Consider the following 18,032-nt stretch of genomic DNA (forward strand, 5'->3'; position numbering starts at 1 on the left):
TTGTTGTCCGACACCGATACCGCGCTTCCCCCGCGAGCATATTGAGGCGCGGCATTGTGTGCTCCCTATTGGCCCGACAGTTTACTGTCGGGCCATTTTTTTGGTGATTCCGGGGTGTTGGCCTGGGCCTGACGTCCATTTGCGTCCTGTTTCCCGACTGTATATAATCGCGGTCTTGGTTTTTTTTGGCGCATTAGCTCAGCCGGTTAGAGCGACGGAATCATAATCCGCAGGTCCCCTGTTCGAATCAGGGATGCGCCACCAGAATTCATGCGGCCCGCAGCGATGCGGGCCGTTTTGTTTTCAGCGGCCGATGGCAGCCATACCCTTACTCCGGCAACCGCGCCGGAAGCACCAGCAACAGCCTCGCGCCATCCTCCCCCAGCGTGAACTCCACACGCCCGCCAAGCTCCCGAGCCCGGCGGCGCATGTTGCGCAGCCCGTTCCCCGCGCCGGCCTGGAGCGGCCGGCCGCCATCGTTGAACACCGATAGCGCCGCCATTCCGTCCCCGGTCGTCCTGCCTTCGATAGCCAGGCGGCGCGCGGGCCCGTGCCGGATAGCGTTGGTGACGGCTTCCTGCAGGATGCGCAGCACGGACAGGGCGTTCTGGGGCGTGACGCCGGTGACCGCTGGCAGTTTCTCGGTGGACCAGTGGAATTCGATGCCCAGGCGCCGCAATTGCGGTTCGAGCCGTTCGCGGAAGGCCGCCAGGGCCACGCCCAGGTCGCCGTCGCCCAGGTCCAGGGAATGGACCACCAGCCGCAGGTCGTCGAGCGCCGCCCGGGCCGCGCGTTCGATGGCCTGGCCGCCTTCCGGGTTGCGTTCGGAAAGCGCGATGATGGCGACGAGGTGGCCGCTCATTCCGTCGTGCAGGTCCCGCATCAGGCGCTGGCGTTCCTGTTCGCGCACCATCTGGCTGGCGTGGATCTTTTCCTTTTCGTGCAGCAGCCCCAGCTCCGCTTCCCGCGCCGCCAGTTTCTGCCGGAGCGTATCGTTGGCGCGGTCCAGGCCGTTGAGGCTGCGGGCCAGCCGGCCCATCAGGATGACCATGATGGCCAGCAGCATCAAGGTGCGGGCGTACGACGCGAGCAGGAAAGGATCGTCGTAGCGTCCGGTCACCACGAGGACGTCGTGTGCCCCGAACCAGACGGTCAGCACGCAGGGCACCGCCATGATGGCGGCATCCCGGTTCCTGCTCTGCGCGAACTGATGCGCCAGGATGCCGGCGGCGACGACGTAGGCGGTCAGCGTGACGCAGGCGCTCATGAATCCGATCACCGGAAAGGGAACCAGTCCGGTCTGCCCCAGGATCAGGAGGAACGCGGGAACGGCGATGACGGCCGGCAGCAATTGCCTGGGGCGCCGCCGCCCCACGATCGCCAGGGCCATGCCGATCGCCATCAGGCCGACGGCGGACACGAGCGAGATGGACTGGAATTGCTCCAGGGTGCCCAGCGCGGCATGCGGCGATTGGGTAACGACGATCAGGATGCTGGTGACCGACATCGCGGCCAGCCATCCGAAGACGGGGTCGTGCCGGCGGGCGGTCCAGATGCTGGCAATGCCTATCGTCAGGGCGATGTGCAGGGCGAAGGTCATGGCGCGGACTTCCTCGATCAGGAAGTTCGACAACTGGTAAGCCGGCATGACCGCGGCGGCCGTTCCCACGCTGACCTGGGAAAGCCGGCCCGGCAGCCAGCCGATCTTGCGGGTCTGCCGCAGCAGGATTTCGTTGTCGCCTGGCTGGATCGCGCCATCGGGAATCCGCGCCAGGAAGGAATAGCCGCTGGTGGGCGCCGACCAGACGGTGTTCGGCGCCGCGTCGGCCCTGCGGCCGTTCACCCAGGCCTCGACGCGATGGCGCACGGCGGGGATGAACAGGAACATGGATTCGCCGGGCACGTCCGCGACGTGGAAGGACAGGCGATAGCTGCCGGTCGTCAGTTCGTAGAGCGCCTCGGGCATCCAGTGGTGCGGCAGGGAAACCGCCTGTTCCGGACTTTCCCCTTCCTGGATGAAGCGGGCTTCGGTGATTGCCAGGGCGCCCTGCGGCGGAGACGTATCCACGAGGTGGGGGAGGGCGCCGATCGCGACCGTAAGGGTGACCAGGAGAATCCAGGCGACCAGTTTTCCCCGATCGTACGAGCAGCGCGCGCGTGTCCCCATCACAGCTTGATGAGCCCGAGTCTCGATGCCTCGAAGACGGCCTCGGAACGGTTGGTGGCTTGCAGCTTGCGGTAGATGTTGCGGATGTGGACCGGGACGGTCTGCCGGGAAATGGCCAGCTTGTCGGCCAGCTCGCCATAGGTGAAGCCCTTGGCGATGCCCCACAGGATGTCCATCTCGCGTTCGGTCAGGGAGGGCTTGTCCGCGGTTTTCTCCGCGTCGCTGGCCACCTGGCCCTGCTCGGCCAGGCGGCGGACCAGGACCCGGGCGATGCGCGAGGAAATGGGCGAGCGGCCGGCCATGACGTCCCGGATCGCGTCGAGCAGGTCGATGGAGTCGGCATCCTTGAGCAGGTAGCCGGCGGCGCCCGCCTCGATCGCGTCGAGGACGGAGCGCTCGTCCGCCAGGATGGAAATGACCATGGCCTCGGCCTTGGGCTGCCGCTTGGCCAGGAAACGGATGGCGTCGATGCCGCTGCCGTCCGGCAGGTTGATGTCGGTGATCAGGAGATCGATCTCGTTGGCCCCGATGGCGATCAGGGTTTCCTCGAGGTTGGCGCAAGCCGCGCACAGGTCCGCTTCGGGCCATTCGCCGATGATGCGGGCGAGGCGCTCGCGTATGGGCCCATCGTCTTCGGTCAGCAGAATCCTGAGCGGACCCGTCGTCATTGCAGATCTCCTGGCCGCACTCCTGCCGCGGCCGTCCCATCGGCCCATGGCGAGTGCGCATTTCTCGATTCAGCAAGTATCGCAGAGGGCGTCGGGCCGACCATACCATGTACATGGTATTCAACCGACGCCCCAGGCATGACTAAGATGCGCCCATCGCGGGCGATCGGCTGCGCGAGCCCAGGGGGAATACCAATGAAAACACATATCCAGCGCCTGGCGGCGGTGGGCGCCGCGGCCGTCACGGGGCTGGCCGCCTGCGGCGGCGGGTCGTCCGGCGGGGACGGCCAGGCCGAAGGGCCCACCACGAATCCACCGAATATCCTGTTCGTGGTGATGGACGACGTGGGCATCGACCAGATGGCCGCCTTCGGCTACGGCGGCGCCACCGCGCCCAGCATGCCCAACATCGGCGCGGTCGCCTCGGCCGGCGTGCGCTTCCGCAATACCTGGTCGATGCCGGAGTGCTCGCCGGGCCGGGCCGCCTTTTTCCTGGGCCGCTACCCGACCCGCACCCGCATCTATCAGGCCATCGGGCCCAACGATCTCGCCAATTCGCAGGTGTCGCCGTACGAGGTGACGGTGCCCAAGCTGCTCAAGCGGGCGAACTACGAAAGCGCGATGTTCGGCAAGTTCCACCTGGCCGGCCCCGAGAACAACGAGGCCGGCAACGCCACGCCCAGCGTGCTGGGCTGGGACCACTTCTATGGCTGGATCGGCGGGCTGCCCGGCTCGATCGACTCGACCGCGGGCGGCATCGCGGCCGAGAAGACCTATGCCTGCGGCTTCGTGCCGGGCAAGGCCGCCGGCGGCGCGGACACGGGGGCCTGCTACCAGGCCGACAACAGCTGCACGACGGTCAGCCGCACTTCGCCCCTGCAGGACGCGGCTGGCCTGCAATGCCTGTCCGCGGGGGGCATCTTCGTGCCCGACCAGAGTTGCGGCAAGGCGCCGGCCACGCTGAATTTCGAACGCGAGAACGCCTACTACGTCTCGCCGCTGGTGATCATCGACGGCGGCAAGGTCACCGAGGTCCCGCTGAGCGATCCGCGTTCGCGCGGCTATCGCACGCGCATCGAAACCGATGCCGCCATCGACTGGATCAAGTCGCGTCCGTCGTCGCGGCCGTGGATGGCCACCGTCAGCTACAGCGCGGCCCATACGCCCTGGCAGCAGCCGCCTCGCAGCCTGGTGCCGGCCAGCGGCAACGCCGTGGCCGACGGCTGGGACTGCAACGGCACGCTGACCGGCCGCCTTATCCAGGACCAGATGACCGAGGCCCTGGACACCGAGTTCGGCCGCCTGCTGGTGGAAACCGGGCTGGCGCGCCGGGGCGACGACGGCCAGTTGCAGTACGACCCGAAGGCCGCCAATACGGTGATCGTTATCGTCGGCGACAACGGCACGCTGGGCTCGGCGGTCAAGCTGCCGTTCAGCGGTTCGCAGGCCAAGGGCACGGCCTACCAGACCGGCGTCTGGGATCCGCTCATCATCGCCGGGCCCCAGGTCGCGCAGCCCGACCGCGAGGTCGATCACATGGTCAACATGGTGGACCTGTTCCAGTTCTTCGGCGAGGTGGCCGGCATCGATGCGCACGCGGCGGTCCCGCGCACGATCGACTCGGTGGCCATCCTGCCCTACCTGACCCACCCCGACCAGCCCAGCCTGCGCACCGTCAACTTCACCATCGGCGGCTACAACCAGCAGGCCGACGGCGGGCGCAACGGCGCTTGCGTGATCAATACGAGCTGCACGCAGATTCCCGTGTCCAAGAGCGTGTGCGAGGACAACCAGGGCACCTGGTGGGGCGCCGGCTACGACGATCCCTCGGTGGTGCCCAATGGCGGTGCCGGCTACGCCTCGTGCTGGAGCGTCAACCAGGCGCTCTACAAGGCCGACCGCGACCAGCTCGAGATCCTGCCCGAGATATCGGCGGCGATCCGCGACGACCGCTACAAGCTGGTGCGCCTGAATCGCAAGACCTACACGATGGACACCGCCAATCCGGTCAACTCGGCGTACGTGGAAAACAAGAACACCGACGAGCTGTACCGGATCGACATGGCCGTTCCCAATCCCACGCTGGATCGCAGCGGCAGCGCCATCGCCACGGGCTCGCCCACCATCACCGCCGCGCTGGATGGCGAGGCGCAGCAGGCCTACGCCACGCTCAAGGCCGAAATGGACAAGCGGGACCAGGTGGCGGCCTACAACTACGGCTATGACACCTTCAACTGCCCGGGCGACGGCAATCGCGATGGCGTGGTCGACCAGAAGGACCTGGACAACTGGACCGAGCTCAGCCAGTTGAACCTGCACGAGGGCGTGGCCCAGTCCAGCTGGTACGACTTCAACCACGATGGCAAGACCGACGCCGCGGATCGCGCCATCATCCAGACCAACCTGGGCAAGTCGTGCAAGCTGACCGTGGCCGGATGAGCGTGTAGGGTGGCTGGGGACTCAGATCGTCCGCAGCCACCTGCCCCGGCTCTTGCGCTGCTGGCCGGCCAGCGGCGGGAGGTCGAAGGGATGGTCTTCGTCGAACGGCGATTCGTAGGGCGTCCTGATCAACCCGGCCAGCTTGTAGGGCGGGGACGGCAGGGGGTCGAAGCGCCGGCCCGTGCGGGTCAGGCGATTCATCTTGTCGGCGTTGTAAAGGCGCCAGCCAGGGGGATCGCCCGAACGGCCGTCGAGCTGCCAGGCGATCACGACCAGCGTGCCGTCGGTGGTGGAGCCCAGGCAGTGGGGATGGGCGATGCGCGTGGCGCCGTGGTAGTGGAACTGGAGTTCGGACCGGACGGCAATGGCGGCGGACAATAGGGTGGAGCGGGTTTCGTTGTGCATCGCAGTTCGGGTAATCCTGATGGATTCCCTTGATGGTAGCGCCTGAAAAACCAGATCGCCAGAAAAATGTTGCGATGCACAAATACGGGTCGGAACGCACCATGACGGCGCGTCCGAGACCCTGTCCTGGTGCCTTGCCGGTCAGATTTCCACCAGCTTGCGCTGGGCCGCGCCGGGCAGCGTGGCGAGACTCTTGCCGAGCGAGGCGCGGTAGCCGCGGGCATGAACCGTGTCGACGTATTGCCAGTCGGCGCGGATGCGTTCGGGCGTGACGGTCAGGACCATGTAGCCGCGCAGGCTGGTGTCGGCGTACTTCAGGCTGCCAGCCCACTTGCTGCCCGCGGGCAGGGTGGACAGGTTGGCCAGGCCGGTCAGCAGGGCCGCCAACTGGGCGGGCGGCACGCCGTCGCCCAGGTATTCCTCGAAGCCGGGCGAGGTCACCGACGAAGCGGCGAACTCCACGCCCACGGCGTTGCCGTCCTGGTCGCGCAGGTCGCTGGCCCAGGCGTTGTGGGTATCCCCGGCCAGCACGACCAGGTTCTTGTCCAACTGGCGCGCCATGCCCAGCACGGTCTCGCGCGCGGCCCAGTAGCCGTCCCACGAGTCGAGGTTGTACGGGATGCAGGGCATGGCCAGGACGGCGCGTTCCTGCGCGGTCAGGGTCGGATCGCCGGCCTGCTGCCGGGCCACCAGCCGGGCATAGGCGGCGGGGTCCATCGCGAACTGGGCGGGGATCTCGACGTCGCCCAGTTGGCCGGTCGAGGCCAGCAGGCCGAGCAGGACCGGCATGGGCAGGTGCACCGGCGCCATCAGCACCTGCTGGCCCAGGACCTGCCAGGTCGCGCTCGATGCGGCCATGCGGTCGCGCAGCCAGGTGGTCTGGGCCTGCCCCATCAGTTGCCGGCCAGGGGCGGCAACGTCGGCGGTGAACGCGGCGGCGAACTGCGCGAGCCCGGCGGCGGGATCGGGGCTGCCGAGCAGCGCGCCGAAGTAGCTGGTATAGGACAACTGTTTGGCGCGGGCCAGCACGCGTGTGTCGAGCATGTGCAGCGACAGCAGGTTGCCGAAGTCGAAGCTGCGGTAGATGACGTTGGGGGCCGACTGCGGACGCGTGGGCAGCCACTCGTGGTAGGCGCGCACCGCGGCTGCCTTGCGCAGCGCGAAGTCGCCCTCGGTATCGGGCTGGTGGTTCTCGGCGCCGCTCTCCCAGGTGTCGTTGGCGATCTCGTGGTCGTCCCAGACGGCGATGAAGGGCAGGGCGGCATGCACGGCCTGCAGGTCGGGATCACTGCGGTACTGGGCATAGCGGCGGCGGTAGTCCGCCAGCGAGACGATTTCGTTGGCCGGCTCGGACGGCCGGCCCATGGCCTGGGCCTGCTCCGAGGCATAACCGTCGCGGCCGTATTCGTAGATGTAGTCGCCCAGGTGGACGGCGACATCCAGGTCGCCGCGCCTGGCGGCCTCGGCATAGACGTGGAAATAGCCGGCGGGGTAGTTGGAACAGGAGAAGACCACCAGCTTGACCTGCTTGACCGGGCCGGTGGGCAGGGTGCGGGTGCGGCCGACGCCGGAGGTCTTGTCTTCGTGCTTGAAGCGGTACCAGTAGGACGTGCCCGCCGCGAGGCCGGTGACGTCGACCTTGACGGTGTGGTCCTGGTCGGCGCGGGCGCTGGTCGACCCGCTCTTGGCGATGTTCTGGAAGGCTTCGTCGGTAGCCATTTCCCACTTGATGTCGACGTCGCCGCCGCCGGCCGGGACGGCGCGGGTCCAGATGACGACGCGGTCGGCCAGCGGATCGCCGCTGGCCACGCCATGGGTGAAGCTGACGTCGACGGGATGGTCATCGTCGCCGCCGCCGCAGGCGGCCAGGGCCAGGGAGGAAGCGGCGCCGGCGCCGCTCAAGGCGACGCCGCGCAGGAAGCGGCGGCGGGCAAGAGTATCGGTCATGTTCGTCGTGTTCGCGTGGGGGAGACGCCGGGCAGGCTACCCGCCGCGGGTGACAACGAAGTGAACGATCCGCGCCGCCGCGCGGCGGGTCAGACTACCGTGAGCGTGACGTCGATGTTGCCGCGGGTCGCGTTGGAGTACGGGCACACGACGTGGGCCTTCTGCACCAGCGATTCGGCCGTGGCGCGCTCCAGGCCCGGCAGGGAGATCCTGAGTTCCACCTCGATCGCGAAACCGGTCGGAATGGGACCGATGCCCACCGCGCCTTCGATCTGCGTGTCCGCCGGCAGGCCGACCTTCTCCTTGGCGGCGACGAACTTCAGCGCGCCCAGGAAGCACGCCGAGTAGCCGGCCGCGAACAACTGTTCCGGGTTGGTGCCGGGGCCGCCCGCGCCGCCCAGTTCCTTGGGGGTGGACAGGCGCACGTCCAGCGCGTTGTCGGATGAGGCGGCCTTGCCGTCCCGGCCGCCGGTGGCCGTCGCGTGGGCGACGTAGAGGACTTTTTCGATGGACATGATGAAACTCCTGGAAGGGCTCGCAGAGCCATGGTGGCGGTTGGGGATGTAGCCGGCCGCCACCCCGGACGGCTACATGTATATTTAGCTATTTAATCGTGTGCTATATAAATGCCGTGACATGTCATGCGGATCTCCGTATGGGCTGCCATGTACTCAGCCGTTCTTCAACAGGCTGTCCCGCAGGGCCTCCAATTGCTGCTTGGTGGCGGCGAGCTGGGCGGGGGTGCATGCGCTGGCGCACAGGACGGCGGAAGGAACCGAAGCGGCCTTGGCCTTGAGCGCCCGGCCTTTCGGCGTCAGCGTGACGAGCACCTGGCGTTCGTCTTCCTTGCCGCGCGTGCGGGCGATCAATTCCATGGCCTGGAGCCGCTTGAGCAGGGGCGTCAACGTGGCGGAATCCAGGAACAGCCGCTGGCCCAGCTCGGAAACCGTCAGGCCGTCCCGTTCCCATAGCACCAGCATGGCCAGGTACTGGGGATAGGTCAGCTCCAGCTTGCCCAGCAACCGGCGGTAGAGCTTGTTCATCGCCAGGTTGGTGGAATACAGCGCGAAGCAGAGCTGGCTGTCCAGCGACAGCGGCGCGGACTTGGCGGCGGCCTGGGGTTTCGTGTTCATGCGGGCAGTATAAATAGCAAAAAATTAAATCGCAAGCGATTTAATTGGCGAGAGCAGGCCGCATGCCGGGTCCGACGCCGTCACGGCATGGGCGGCACCGGTTCTCCCAGGACGTCCTGGATGAGCGTGCGCAGCCAGATGCTCTTGGGGTCGTCGTGGAAGCGCCGGTGCCAGTACTGCTTGAGGTCGTAGCGGCGGATGGGGAAGGGCGGTTCGATGATGCGCGCATTGGCGCTGCGCACGTGCAGCGCGGCCACCGCGCGCGGCAGCACGACGATGAGGTCGCTGTCGTTGATCAGCGTGCCCAGGCTCATGTAGTGCGAGGTGTGCAGCGCGATCTTGCGCTCGATGCCGCGGGCGGCCAGTTCCTGCTCGAACATTTCCTGGCTGCGCCCGTCGTCGCGCACCAGCACGTGGTCCATGGCCAGGAATTCGTCCAGCGTCATGCGCGGGCCTGCCAGCGGATGGGCCTGGCGCACCAGGCAGGTGAGGTCGTGCGAGTACAGCCGCTGCTGGAAGATGAAGTGGGATTGCAGGTCGGGGAAGTAGCCCAGGACCGAATCGACGCGGCCTTCATACAGAGCGCCTTCCAACTCGGCCGGCAGCAGGCCGATGGTGCGCAGCCGCGCGCCGGGCGCCTCGGCGCGTATGCGCCGGTAGAGGGCGGGCAGGAAGACCGCCTCGCCGATCTCGCTCATGCACAGCGTCAGTTCGCCGTCGAAACGGGCCGGCGAGAACTCGGGGTTGGGCAGGATCTCGTGGTCGATGACCTGGATGACCTCGCGCGTGCGGGCGATGATGTGCTGCGCGCGCGGCGTGGCTTCCATGCGCGATCCGCGCCGCACGAACAACTGGTCGCCCAGGGATCCGCGCAGGCGCGACAGCGCGGCGCTGGCGGCCGGCTGGCTCATGGCGAGGCGCTGGGCGGCGGCGCTGACGCTGCCGGTGTCGTAGATGGCGACCAGCACGCGCAACAGATTCAGGTCGGTCTTCATGCGGCGGATATTATCTAAAAATCAAATAGTCGATATTGAAAATATTTGCTATTGAAATTCTGTCGGTGCCGGTAGATTGCTGGCTGAGCCCCGGCTTGGGGCCATCCAAGAACGAGGCGCCAGGCGCCGACAGGAGACGATGCATGCAAGCAAGATATCCGCTGGCCGCGGCGCTGGCCTGGGCATGCCTGGCTTCGGGGGCGCAGGCCCAGGTCAGGATCGGTTTCATGGGAGAGCTGTCCGGTCCGCAGGCGATGCTGGGCCAGGACATGTACGACGGCTTCATGCTGGCGGTGGAACAGGAAGGAGGCAAGCTGGGCGGCATTCCCGTGGCCATCGTGCGCCGGGACAGCCAGCTCAAGCCCGAGGTCGCCACGCAGATCGCCGACGAATTGATCGAACGCGAGAAAGTGGCGCTGGTGGCCGGCATGACCTTCTCGAACGTGGCGATGGCGGTGACCCGCAAGTTCGCCGCGGCGCAGGTATTCATGGTGTCGGGCAACGCCGGGCCGTCGCCCACGGCCGGGTCCGCCTGCTCGCCTTTCTTCTTTTCGGCGGCCAAGCAGAACGACCAGTTCGCCGAGGCCAGCGGCACCTATGCCAGGCAGCAGGGCTATGCGCGCGTGATCGCGCTCGCGCCCAACTACCAGGCCGGCAAGGATTTCGTGGCCGGTTTCAAGCGCAACTACGGCCAGCCGCTGGCCGACGAGATCTACACCCCGCTGGCCCAGCTGGATTTCTCGGCCGAGATCACCCGCATCGCGGCCGCGCGGCCGGACGCCGTCTATGCGTTCTACCCGGGCGCCAACGGCGTGGCCTTCGTCCGGGCCTACGGGCAGGCGGGCTTGCTGGGCAAGATCCCGCTGCTGACCAATGCGGCGGCCGACGGCACCAATCTGCCCGCTCTCAAGGAAGCCGCGCTGGGCGTGTTCAACAGCAGCAACTGGGGGCCGGACCTGCCCAACGCCGAGAACCGGCAGTTCGTCGCGGCCTTCGAGGCGAAGTACGGCCGCATTCCGTCCGAGTACGCGGCGCAGTCCTACGACTCCGCCCGGCTGATCGGCTCGGCGCTGAAGGCCACCGGCGGCAAGGTGGACGACAAGCAGGCCCTGGGCAAGGCCTTGCGCGCGGCCGATTTCAAGTCGGTGCGCGGCAACTTCCGCTTCAACACCAACAACTATCCGATCCAGGATTTCTACATGTTCGTGGCCGCGCGCGATGCCCAGGGGCGGGTCAGCCTGAAGACCGTGTCCAAGCCCTTGTCCGACGCCAAGGACAGTTTCCACGCGCAATGCCGCATGTCGTGAGGATGGCATGGAGTTCCTGAGGAATTGTTGGTACATGGCGGGCTGGAGCGAGGAGCTCCCCGCCGGGGCGCTGTTGTCGCGCACTTTCCTGGAGCAGCCGGTCGTGCTGTTTCGCCGGCAGGACGGCGCACCCGTCGCCCTGCTGGACCGCTGCCCGCACCGCGTGGCGCCGCTCAGCCGCGGTACGCTGGCGGGCGACACGCTGCGCTGCATCTATCACGGCCTGCGCTTCGATGCCCACGGGCGCTGCGTGGAGAACCCGCACGGCGCCATCCCGGCCAAGGCCAGCGTGCCGGCCTTCCCGATGGCCGAGCGCGACGGCGTGCTGTGGATCTGGATGGGCACGCCGGACGCCGCCGACACCGCCCGCGTGCCCGATCTGGGCCACATGGCGCGCGTGCCCGCCACGGCGCAGTCGCGTGGCGCCATGCCGTCCGCCTGTCATTACCAATTGATCGTCGACAACGTCGCCGATCTCAGCCATGTCGAGTACCTGCACGCGACCACGCTGGGCGGCGGGGCCTTCGTCGAGAATCGTCCCGTCGTGTCCGAGCAGGGCACCGAGGTGGTCATCGAGTTGCGCAGCCAGGGGCAGCCCGCGCCGCCGGTCTACGACCGTTTCCTGCCGCAACCCGGCGTGCCCGTGGACTTCGTCAATCGCGTGACCTGGTATCCGGCCGGACTGCTCAAGCTGGACATCAGTGTCACGCCCATGGGCGCGCCGCCGGAGCAGGGGCTGCGGACCTTCAACGCCCACATCGTCACGCCCGAGACGCGCACGTCGTCCCACTATTGGTATTGGCTGACGCGCGAATACCGGCAGGACGACGAGGACATGACCCGGCTGCGGCATGCGCTGATGACGCGCGTCTTCGTCGAGGAGGACAAGCCCGTCATCGAGGCGCAGCAGCGGCTGCTGGGAACCGCCGACCTGTTCGACGCCCAGCCGGTGCTGCTGGCCACCGACACGGGCTCGATCCGCATCCGCCGGGTCCTGAAGCAGTTGCTCGCGCAGGAGGGCGGCCCGGCGGCCTGAGCGCCGCGGTGTCGCGCCCCAGGAACGGTTCGTCCGGCTGATTGCAACATCGCCCCGCCCGCGTCGCGTCTGGGGATTCCGGCCGCAGGCCGGCCTGGACATACGTTTGATTACGTATGTAGCAATGTATCAATATTGCCGCGGTGTACAGTCAGCTTGCCGAAAGCCAAGTGTGCAGGCTCTCCTTGCAGGGGGGCGGCACAGGCGGCGTCGGAACAGAAGGAACCGACATCATGATCAAGAAAACGCTGGTGATTGCGATGGCCTGTGCCGGCCTCGCCCTGGGCACTGCGGCCCAGGCCAAGGGAGACCGCTGGGAGCGTGGCCACGGTCACGGGCACTACGACAAGCATGACCGGGGCGACCACCGCCGTTGGGACGATCGCCGCCGCGACCGCGATTATCGCCATGGCTATCGCGACGGCTACCGCGACGCGCCGCGCGTCGTCCATCGCGGCTGGGCGCCGCCTCCGCCGCACCGCTGGGCGCGAGGCGACCGCCTGCCCAACTACCATCGCGGCGGTTATTATGTCGTGAACGACTGGCACTCCCATCGGCTCTATCGGCCGCAGCCGGGCTACCAGTGGGTGCGGATGGGGTCCGAGTACCTGCTGGTCGCGATCGCTTCCGGCGTGATCGCCAGCATCATCCTCAACAACTGACCACCCCTGTCCGCAAGGACATTGGAGCGGGATTCCATGTCCATGCGGCATACGCGCCTGGCGGCGCGCGCGGCGGTCCTGGCGCTGGCGGCGGCGACGCCGCTGTCGGCGCAGACCATCCTCCACACTGAGAAATCGGCTTTCGAGGACATCGTCGTCTACGAGTCCCGGGGCGAGCGCTGCATGAAGTTCGGCAGCGTGCAGGCGCCCGGGCGCCAGACCTGCCAGTTGCCGGCGCGGCCCGAGGAACTGCTGTTCGACTACACCCGGATGATGATGGCCTCGCTGTACCTGCGCCCCGATCCGCGCCGCATCCTGGTGATCGGCCTGGGCGGCGGCAGCCTGCCCATGGCGCTGGCCAGGGTCGTGCCCCAGGCCCGCATCGACGTGGTCGAGATCGACCCCGCGGTGGCCCGCGTGGCCGAACGCTACTTCGGTTTCCGGACGGGGCCGGCCATGCGGGTGGAAGTGGCCGACGGGCGCGCTTTCGTGCAGGCGGCCGCCCGGCGCGGCGACCGCTACGACATCGTCATGCTCGATGCCTTCGACGAGACCTATATCCCCCGGCATCTGTCCACTGTGGAATTCATCCGCGAGGTGCGATCCATCCTGCGGTCCGATGGCGTGCTCGCGGCGAACACGTTCGCCTCCAGCGGCTCGTACGCCAACGAATCGGCGACCTATGCCGAGGTGTTCGGGCCGTTCTACAACCTGCGCAGCGCCAATCGGGTCGTGCTGGCCTCGGCCGGCGCGCTGCCCGGCCAGGACGAGGTGGCGGCGCGGGCCCGCGCGCTGCAACCCACCCTGGCGCCCATGGGCATCGACCCCGCGCGCCTGCTGCCGATGTTCTCGACCCGCCCCGACTGGCCGCCGGACGCGCGGCCGCTGCGCGACTGACGAGGCAAGGCCGCGCGATCAGCGCAGCAGCGACGCCGGATCCTCGCGGTGCAGCCGGCGGACCGCGAACAGTCCCGAGATCAGCGCGATCGCCATGACGAGGATGGCGCATATGGCTGCCACCATGGGCGTCATGCGTACCGGCACGTTCTGTCCGCGCGCGATGGTCAGCAGCACGACGCACAGGATGGCGGCCAGCGCGGTGCCGGTCACGCCCACGCCGAACGCCTGCTTGAGCACCACCGTGCGCAGCGACGAGGCGCTGACGCCCATGGCCTTGAGCGTGGCGTAGGCGCGCATGGAGCCGGCGATGGCGGCGATCAGGGTCTGGCTGGTGATGGCGGCGCCCGCCAGGAACACCACGCCGGCCAGGAACAGCACGCCGGCGCCGGCGCCCGTTTGCAGCAGCCAGTACAACTGCGTCTTCTTGGAAAATTCCTTGCTGCTCCAGACCTCGTAGGCGCCGAAGCTGCGCTGGTTCGCGATCCGTTCGCGCACCGCCTCGGCTTCCGACGGATTGCGCGCCTTGGCGACGAAGTAGGTCGGCAGGTCGCCTTCGTCCGGCGTGCTGATCAGCCGCGCGGTGTCGGACGAGGCCAGCACGTTGGCGCCGTCCAGGGCGCGCAGGCCGCTGATGACGCCGATGACGCGCACGGGATGGCCGTTGAGCGTGGCCTGTCCGCCTTGCCGCGTGCCCAGCTTGTGCAGGTCGGCGCGGTCCACGACGATGGTGCCGATCTCGGCCAGGCGCTCGCGCAGATCGGGCGACAGCAGCCGCGAAAAGAGCATGCCGCCCGGCCGGACGTCCACGCCCGACACGGCCACGCTCATGCCGCCATGCACCTCGGGGCTGCGCCATTCGGCCGAACGCAGGTAGAAGGGCTCGACCGCCGCGATGCCGCGGTCCATGCGCAGGGGCATCTCGATGTCGGGGTTCAGCGGCAGGCCCTGGTCGATGCTTTGCGTGCCGGGCGAGCCTATCCAGATGTCGGCGTCCGACGCGGTGATGTAGACCGCCGCGTTGCCGAATATGCCCAGCACCAGGCCGGCCTGGGCCAGGAGCAGCAGGCCGGAGAAGGCCACCGCCACCACCGCGGGCAGGAAGCGCGGCCATTCGTGGATGAGAGTCTTGCGTGCGAGCATGTCAGTGACTCGAGGCGGCGGATGACCGTTCTTCGCCGCGCCAGGCCGGGGCGCCGCCCACGGCCTTGTGCAGCGAGATGAACGCGAGATCCTGCGCCAGCGTGGTGGCCGACAGCGCGAGTTGGGCCTGGATGCGGCGCGAGGCGAGGTCGGCGTTGTCGAATTCGCTCGACAGTTTCGAGGCCGTCAGCCGCCCGGCGTGGTCGGCGGCCCGGCCGATCGCTTGCAGCGCGCGTTCCTCGGCTTCGCGGCGCTGGCGGTACTGGTCGAGTTCGATCAGCGCGGACTCGGCTTCGGACCATCCTTCCAGCACCGCCTGGCGGTAGGCCAGCAGGGCGGCGTCGAGTTCGTCGCTGCGGGCATGCGCGGCGGCCTGCCGCTGGCCCCAGTCGAACAGCGGAATGTCGATCAGCGGCCCCAGCGAGAAGATCGTCTGGGTATAGGTGGGCGTGTTGCGCCGGTTGAAGTTGTTGGCGAAGTTGCTGGCCACCGTGAGCGAACCGCCTATGCCCAGGCGGGGATAGAGATCGGCCCGGGCGATGCCCAGCGCGCCGGCGGCATCCAGCACGCGGGCCTGGGCCATCTGGACGTCCGGGCGGGTGCGCAGCATGTCGGCGGGCGTGCTGGCGATGGCGGCCGGCACGGCGGGGTTTGCGGCCAGGGCCGGTTCGCGGCTCCAGGCCGGATCGGGCTCGTGGCGGCCCAGGAGCACGGCCAGCTTGAGCGCGCTTTGCCGCACGGCCATGCCGGGGTCGGCCAGCGCGGCCCGGGCCTGCTCCAGCGCGGCCTGGGTCCGTTCGACGTCCACGCGCGATGCCAGGCGCGTGCGTTCCCGTAACGAGACAAGCTCCACCTGGCGCTCTTGCAGAGTGACCGCTTCCTTCAGCAGGCGCTGCCTGAGCTGGGCGCTGCGCAGTTCGCGCCAGGCGCGTACGACTTCGGCGGCGACGCTGACCCGCGCGCCCTGCAAAGTGGCGGCGGCCGCGTCCACGCTGGCGCGGGCCTGCCGCTCGGCGCCTTCGCCGCGCCCGAACAGGCCGAATTCCCAGGTGGCATCGAACCCGGCCTGGAAATACGAACTGCTGGCGTCGGCGGCGACGGCATCGCGCGTGCGGAAATTCAGGTTGGGCAGGTAGGGTGCGTTGGCCGCGTCATGCAGCTTGCGCGCGGCCTGCAGGCGGGCATGGGCTTCGGCGATGGTCAGGTTGCCGGCCAGGGCCTGCTCCACCAGCCCGTCGAGCTGCGGGTCGCCGTAGGCCTTCCACCATTCGGCGGGCGCTGGCGCGGCCGCGCCCCGCGAAGCGTTGTTCCATTGCGGGGGGACGTCCGCTTGCAGGTCCGGCGCCGGAACGCTCACGCACCCGGTCAGCGCTGCGGCTGCCAGGACCAGTGTCCACCGGAGGCCGGGGCGGAGGGGAAAGGACTGCGAAAAGCGGGAAAAGGGCATGACCGGGCGCGCAGAGGATCCGTGGGGCGTAAGGCGGCAGGAGCCCCGGCGTCGAGGGGCCCATCGCGACAGGCGTGATCTTACTGTCTGTTGGGCATCTGGCGCGAGCGGGGCGATATCGGCGAGCACTGGGCAGGCTATAATTTTGCCGCGGGAATGCCTAACTGAATGGTAATGGAAATGTCCACCATGGCCGTTTACCCTATGCGCCTCTTGCAACAGGCGCAGCCCACCGGCCGTGTCGACGATGGCAGTTCACGGCTTTTCTGCGATACTGCGCAACGGCGGAGGGTCGGGAAGGTCGCCGGGGACTTCCCGTGTGCTTTCCTAGAACGATAAGCGGTGGGCGCCCAGCCCCCAAGACCCGCGGCCGCAACTGATCTCCCCGAGGTTTCCCTTAATGAGCTCCGAATCCCAACTGCTTGCCGACGAAGCGCAATATTGCTCGTTCGGTGATACCGTCCATTACGTCAACCCGCCGAAGATCTTCGATCGCTGCGAAGGCAGCTACATGTACGATGCCCAGGGCACGCCGTACCTGGACCTGCAGATGTGGTACTCGGCCGTCAACTTCGGCTATGGCAACCAGCGCCTGAACAACGTGCTCAAGAAGCAGCTGGACGTGCTGCCCCAGGTCGCCAGCCAGTACCTGCACCCGACCAAGATCGAACTGTCCAAGGTCATCGCGCAGGACGCCGAGCGCAAGTTCGGCTACAAGGGCCGCGTGCACTTCAACGTGGGCGGCTCGCAATCCGTCGAGGATTCGCTCAAGCTGGTGCGCAACGCCACGGAAGGCAAGAGCCTGATGTTCGCCTTCGAGGGCGGCTACCACGGCCGGACCCTGGGCGCCTCGGCCATCACCTCCAGCTACCGCTACCGCCGCCGCTACGGCCACTTCGGCGAGCGTGCCCACTTCGTGCCGTTCCCGTATCCGTTCCGCCGTCCGCGCGGCATGACGCCCGAGGAATACAGCGAACATTGCGTGGCCGGTTTCGCCCGCCTGTTCGAGACCGAATACAACGGCGTCTGGGATCCGAAGGTGGGGCAGGCCGAATACGCCGCGTTCTACGTCGAGGCCATCCAGGGTACCGGCGGCTACGTCGTGCCCCCGCCCGATTTCTTCAAGGGCCTGAAGAAGGTGCTGGACCAGTACGGCATCCTGCTGGTGGTCGATGAAATCCAGATGGGTTTCTATCGTACCGGCAAGCTCTGGGCCATCGAGCACTTCGGCGTCAAGCCCGACGTGCTGGTCTTCGGCAAGGCGCTCACGAACGGCCTGAATCCGCTGGCCGGCCTGTGGGCGCGCGAAGAACTCATCAACCCCACCGTGTTCCCGCCGGGATCGACCCACTCCACCTTCGCGTCCAATCCGCTCGGCACCGCCATCGGCCTGGAAACGATGAAGATGCTGGCCGAGGTCGACTACGAGGCCATGGTGATGGCCAGCGGCAAGCACTTCCTGGAAGGCCTGAAGGACCTGCAGAAGCGCCATCGCGAGATCGGCGACGTCGACGGCCTGGGCCTGGCCCTGCGCGCCGAGATCTGCACCGAGGACGGCTTCACGCCCAACAAGGCGCTGCTGGACCGGATGGTCGACATCGGCCTGTCCGGCGACCTGGACTACAAGGGCAAGAAGATGGGCCTGGTCCTGGACGTCGGCGGCTACTACAAGAACGTCATCACGTTCGCGCCTTCGCTGCACATCACGCCGGAAGAGATCGACCAGGGACTGGAACTGCTCGACCAGTTGCTGACTCGTGCAAAGAACGGCGGTTGAGGTTGCCGG

Annotated in this window: 15 protein-coding genes and 1 tRNA gene; 7 read left to right on the forward strand and 9 right to left on the reverse strand. The window is 67.7% G+C overall.

The features are described from left to right. Nucleotides 1-187 precede the first annotated feature (187 nt). A tRNA-Met gene (locus tag EV675_RS24345) sits at nt 188-264 on the forward strand. 64 nt (nt 265-328) lie between these two features. Here EV675_RS24345 and EV675_RS24350 read toward each other — a convergent pair. Further along, nucleotides 329-2,167 (reverse strand): sensor histidine kinase, encoded by a 1,839-nt coding sequence (locus EV675_RS24350; protein ID WP_130360851.1) that lies wholly within the window; start codon nt 2,165-2,167, stop codon nt 329-331. Then, nucleotides 2,167-2,835 (reverse strand): response regulator, encoded by a 669-nt coding sequence (locus tag EV675_RS24355; RefSeq protein ID WP_130360853.1) that lies wholly within the window; start codon nt 2,833-2,835, stop codon nt 2,167-2,169. Before EV675_RS24355 ends, EV675_RS24350 begins: the two co-directional genes overlap by 1 nt. Nucleotides 2,836-3,030: 195 nt before the next feature. Here EV675_RS24355 and EV675_RS24360 point away from each other — a divergent pair, with 195 nt between their 5' ends. Next, nucleotides 3,031-5,274 carry a sulfatase-like hydrolase/transferase gene (locus EV675_RS24360; RefSeq protein ID WP_130360855.1) on the forward strand — a complete coding sequence of 748 codons (2,244 nt, stop codon included), beginning with the start codon at nt 3,031-3,033 and terminating at the stop codon, nt 5,272-5,274. A 21-nt stretch (nt 5,275-5,295) separates the two neighbouring features. On the opposite strand, the gene EV675_RS24365 is transcribed toward EV675_RS24360, so the two are convergent. The 5 genes from EV675_RS24365 to EV675_RS24385 form a co-directional block, all read right to left on the reverse strand. Beyond that, a complete protein-coding gene (locus tag EV675_RS24365) occupies nt 5,296-5,679 on the reverse strand; it encodes a WYL domain-containing protein (protein WP_130360857.1) in 384 nt (127 codons plus the stop codon). A gap of 141 nt (nt 5,680-5,820) precedes the next feature. Beyond that, a complete protein-coding gene (locus EV675_RS24370; protein WP_130360859.1) occupies nt 5,821-7,626 on the reverse strand; it encodes an alkaline phosphatase D family protein in 1,806 nt (601 codons plus the stop codon). A gap of 89 nt (nt 7,627-7,715) precedes the next feature. Next, nucleotides 7,716-8,141 carry an organic hydroperoxide resistance protein gene (locus EV675_RS24375; protein ID WP_130360861.1) on the reverse strand — a complete coding sequence of 142 codons (426 nt, stop codon included), beginning with the start codon at nt 8,139-8,141 and terminating at the stop codon, nt 7,716-7,718. Between the two features lie 156 nt (nt 8,142-8,297). Then, complete coding sequence (locus tag EV675_RS24380) at nt 8,298-8,759, reverse strand: MarR family winged helix-turn-helix transcriptional regulator (protein ID WP_130360863.1); 462 nt, start codon at nt 8,757-8,759, stop codon at nt 8,298-8,300. An 80-nt stretch (nt 8,760-8,839) separates the two neighbouring features. Further along, nucleotides 8,840-9,754, reverse strand: coding sequence for a LysR family transcriptional regulator (locus tag EV675_RS24385; RefSeq protein ID WP_130360865.1), 915 nt, complete (start codon nt 9,752-9,754; stop codon nt 8,840-8,842). Nucleotides 9,755-9,897: 143 nt separating this feature from the next. Between EV675_RS24385 and EV675_RS24390 the strand changes: the two genes are divergently transcribed. The 4 genes from EV675_RS24390 (at nt 9,898) to EV675_RS24405 (ending at nt 13,656) form a co-directional block, all read left to right on the forward strand. Further along, nucleotides 9,898-11,061 carry an ABC transporter substrate-binding protein gene (locus EV675_RS24390; protein ID WP_130360867.1) on the forward strand — a complete coding sequence of 388 codons (1,164 nt, stop codon included), beginning with the start codon at nt 9,898-9,900 and terminating at the stop codon, nt 11,059-11,061. Between the two features lie 34 nt (nt 11,062-11,095). Beyond that, the gene (locus EV675_RS24395; RefSeq protein WP_165404755.1) at nt 11,096-12,097 is read left to right on the forward strand and encodes an aromatic ring-hydroxylating oxygenase subunit alpha; all 1,002 of its coding nucleotides are present in this window, start codon (nt 11,096-11,098) and stop codon (nt 12,095-12,097) included. Between the two features lie 233 nt (nt 12,098-12,330). After that, the gene (locus EV675_RS24400) at nt 12,331-12,759 is read left to right on the forward strand and encodes an RcnB family protein (RefSeq protein ID WP_130360871.1); all 429 of its coding nucleotides are present in this window, start codon (nt 12,331-12,333) and stop codon (nt 12,757-12,759) included. 36 nt (nt 12,760-12,795) lie between these two features. Beyond that, nucleotides 12,796-13,656, forward strand: coding sequence for a spermidine synthase (locus EV675_RS24405; RefSeq protein WP_242621583.1), 861 nt, complete (start codon nt 12,796-12,798; stop codon nt 13,654-13,656). An 18-nt stretch (nt 13,657-13,674) separates the two neighbouring features. Here EV675_RS24405 and EV675_RS24410 read toward each other — a convergent pair whose 3' ends face one another. Together EV675_RS24410 and EV675_RS24415 are read right to left on the reverse strand one after the other, a co-directional pair. Continuing rightward, the gene (locus EV675_RS24410; RefSeq protein ID WP_130360873.1) at nt 13,675-14,799 is read right to left on the reverse strand and encodes an ABC transporter permease; all 1,125 of its coding nucleotides are present in this window, start codon (nt 14,797-14,799) and stop codon (nt 13,675-13,677) included. Between the two features lies 1 nt (nt 14,800). Then, a complete protein-coding gene (locus EV675_RS24415) occupies nt 14,801-16,156 on the reverse strand; it encodes a TolC family protein (RefSeq protein WP_165404756.1) in 1,356 nt (451 codons plus the stop codon). A 490-nt stretch (nt 16,157-16,646) separates the two neighbouring features. Here EV675_RS24415 and EV675_RS24420 point away from each other — a divergent pair, with 490 nt between their 5' ends. Next, a complete protein-coding gene (locus tag EV675_RS24420) occupies nt 16,647-18,023 on the forward strand; it encodes an aspartate aminotransferase family protein (protein WP_124690684.1) in 1,377 nt (458 codons plus the stop codon). Nucleotides 18,024-18,032 lie beyond the last annotated feature (9 nt).

The organism is Pigmentiphaga kullae (genome assembly GCF_004216695.1).
GTDB lineage: Bacteria > Pseudomonadota > Gammaproteobacteria > Burkholderiales > Burkholderiaceae_B > Pigmentiphaga > Pigmentiphaga kullae.

What these genes read in the sequence shown, in the direction of transcription:
- EV675_RS24350 (WP_130360851.1), bottom strand. Translation starts at nt 2,167, where the DNA reads ATGGGGACACGCGCGCGCTGCTCGTACGATCGGGGAAAACTGGTCGCC.
- EV675_RS24355 (WP_130360853.1), bottom strand. Translation starts at nt 2,835, where the DNA reads ATGACGACGGGTCCGCTCAGGATTCTGCTGACCGAAGACGATGGGCCC.
- EV675_RS24360 (WP_130360855.1), top strand. Translation starts at nt 3,031, where the DNA reads ATGAAAACACATATCCAGCGCCTGGCGGCGGTGGGCGCCGCGGCCGTC.
- EV675_RS24365 (WP_130360857.1), bottom strand. Translation starts at nt 5,679, where the DNA reads ATGCACAACGAAACCCGCTCCACCCTATTGTCCGCCGCCATTGCCGTC.
- EV675_RS24370 (WP_130360859.1), bottom strand. Translation starts at nt 7,626, where the DNA reads ATGACCGATACTCTTGCCCGCCGCCGCTTCCTGCGCGGCGTCGCCTTG.
- EV675_RS24375 (WP_130360861.1), bottom strand. Translation starts at nt 8,141, where the DNA reads ATGTCCATCGAAAAAGTCCTCTACGTCGCCCACGCGACGGCCACCGGC.
- EV675_RS24380 (WP_130360863.1), bottom strand. Translation starts at nt 8,759, where the DNA reads ATGAACACGAAACCCCAGGCCGCCGCCAAGTCCGCGCCGCTGTCGCTG.
- EV675_RS24385 (WP_130360865.1), bottom strand. Translation starts at nt 9,754, where the DNA reads ATGAAGACCGACCTGAATCTGTTGCGCGTGCTGGTCGCCATCTACGAC.
- EV675_RS24390 (WP_130360867.1), top strand. Translation starts at nt 9,898, where the DNA reads ATGCAAGCAAGATATCCGCTGGCCGCGGCGCTGGCCTGGGCATGCCTG.
- EV675_RS24395 (WP_165404755.1), top strand. Translation starts at nt 11,096, where the DNA reads ATGGCGGGCTGGAGCGAGGAGCTCCCCGCCGGGGCGCTGTTGTCGCGC.
- EV675_RS24400 (WP_130360871.1), top strand. Translation starts at nt 12,331, where the DNA reads ATGATCAAGAAAACGCTGGTGATTGCGATGGCCTGTGCCGGCCTCGCC.
- EV675_RS24405 (WP_242621583.1), top strand. Translation starts at nt 12,796, where the DNA reads ATGTCCATGCGGCATACGCGCCTGGCGGCGCGCGCGGCGGTCCTGGCG.
- EV675_RS24410 (WP_130360873.1), bottom strand. Translation starts at nt 14,799, where the DNA reads ATGCTCGCACGCAAGACTCTCATCCACGAATGGCCGCGCTTCCTGCCC.
- EV675_RS24420 (WP_124690684.1), top strand. Translation starts at nt 16,647, where the DNA reads ATGAGCTCCGAATCCCAACTGCTTGCCGACGAAGCGCAATATTGCTCG.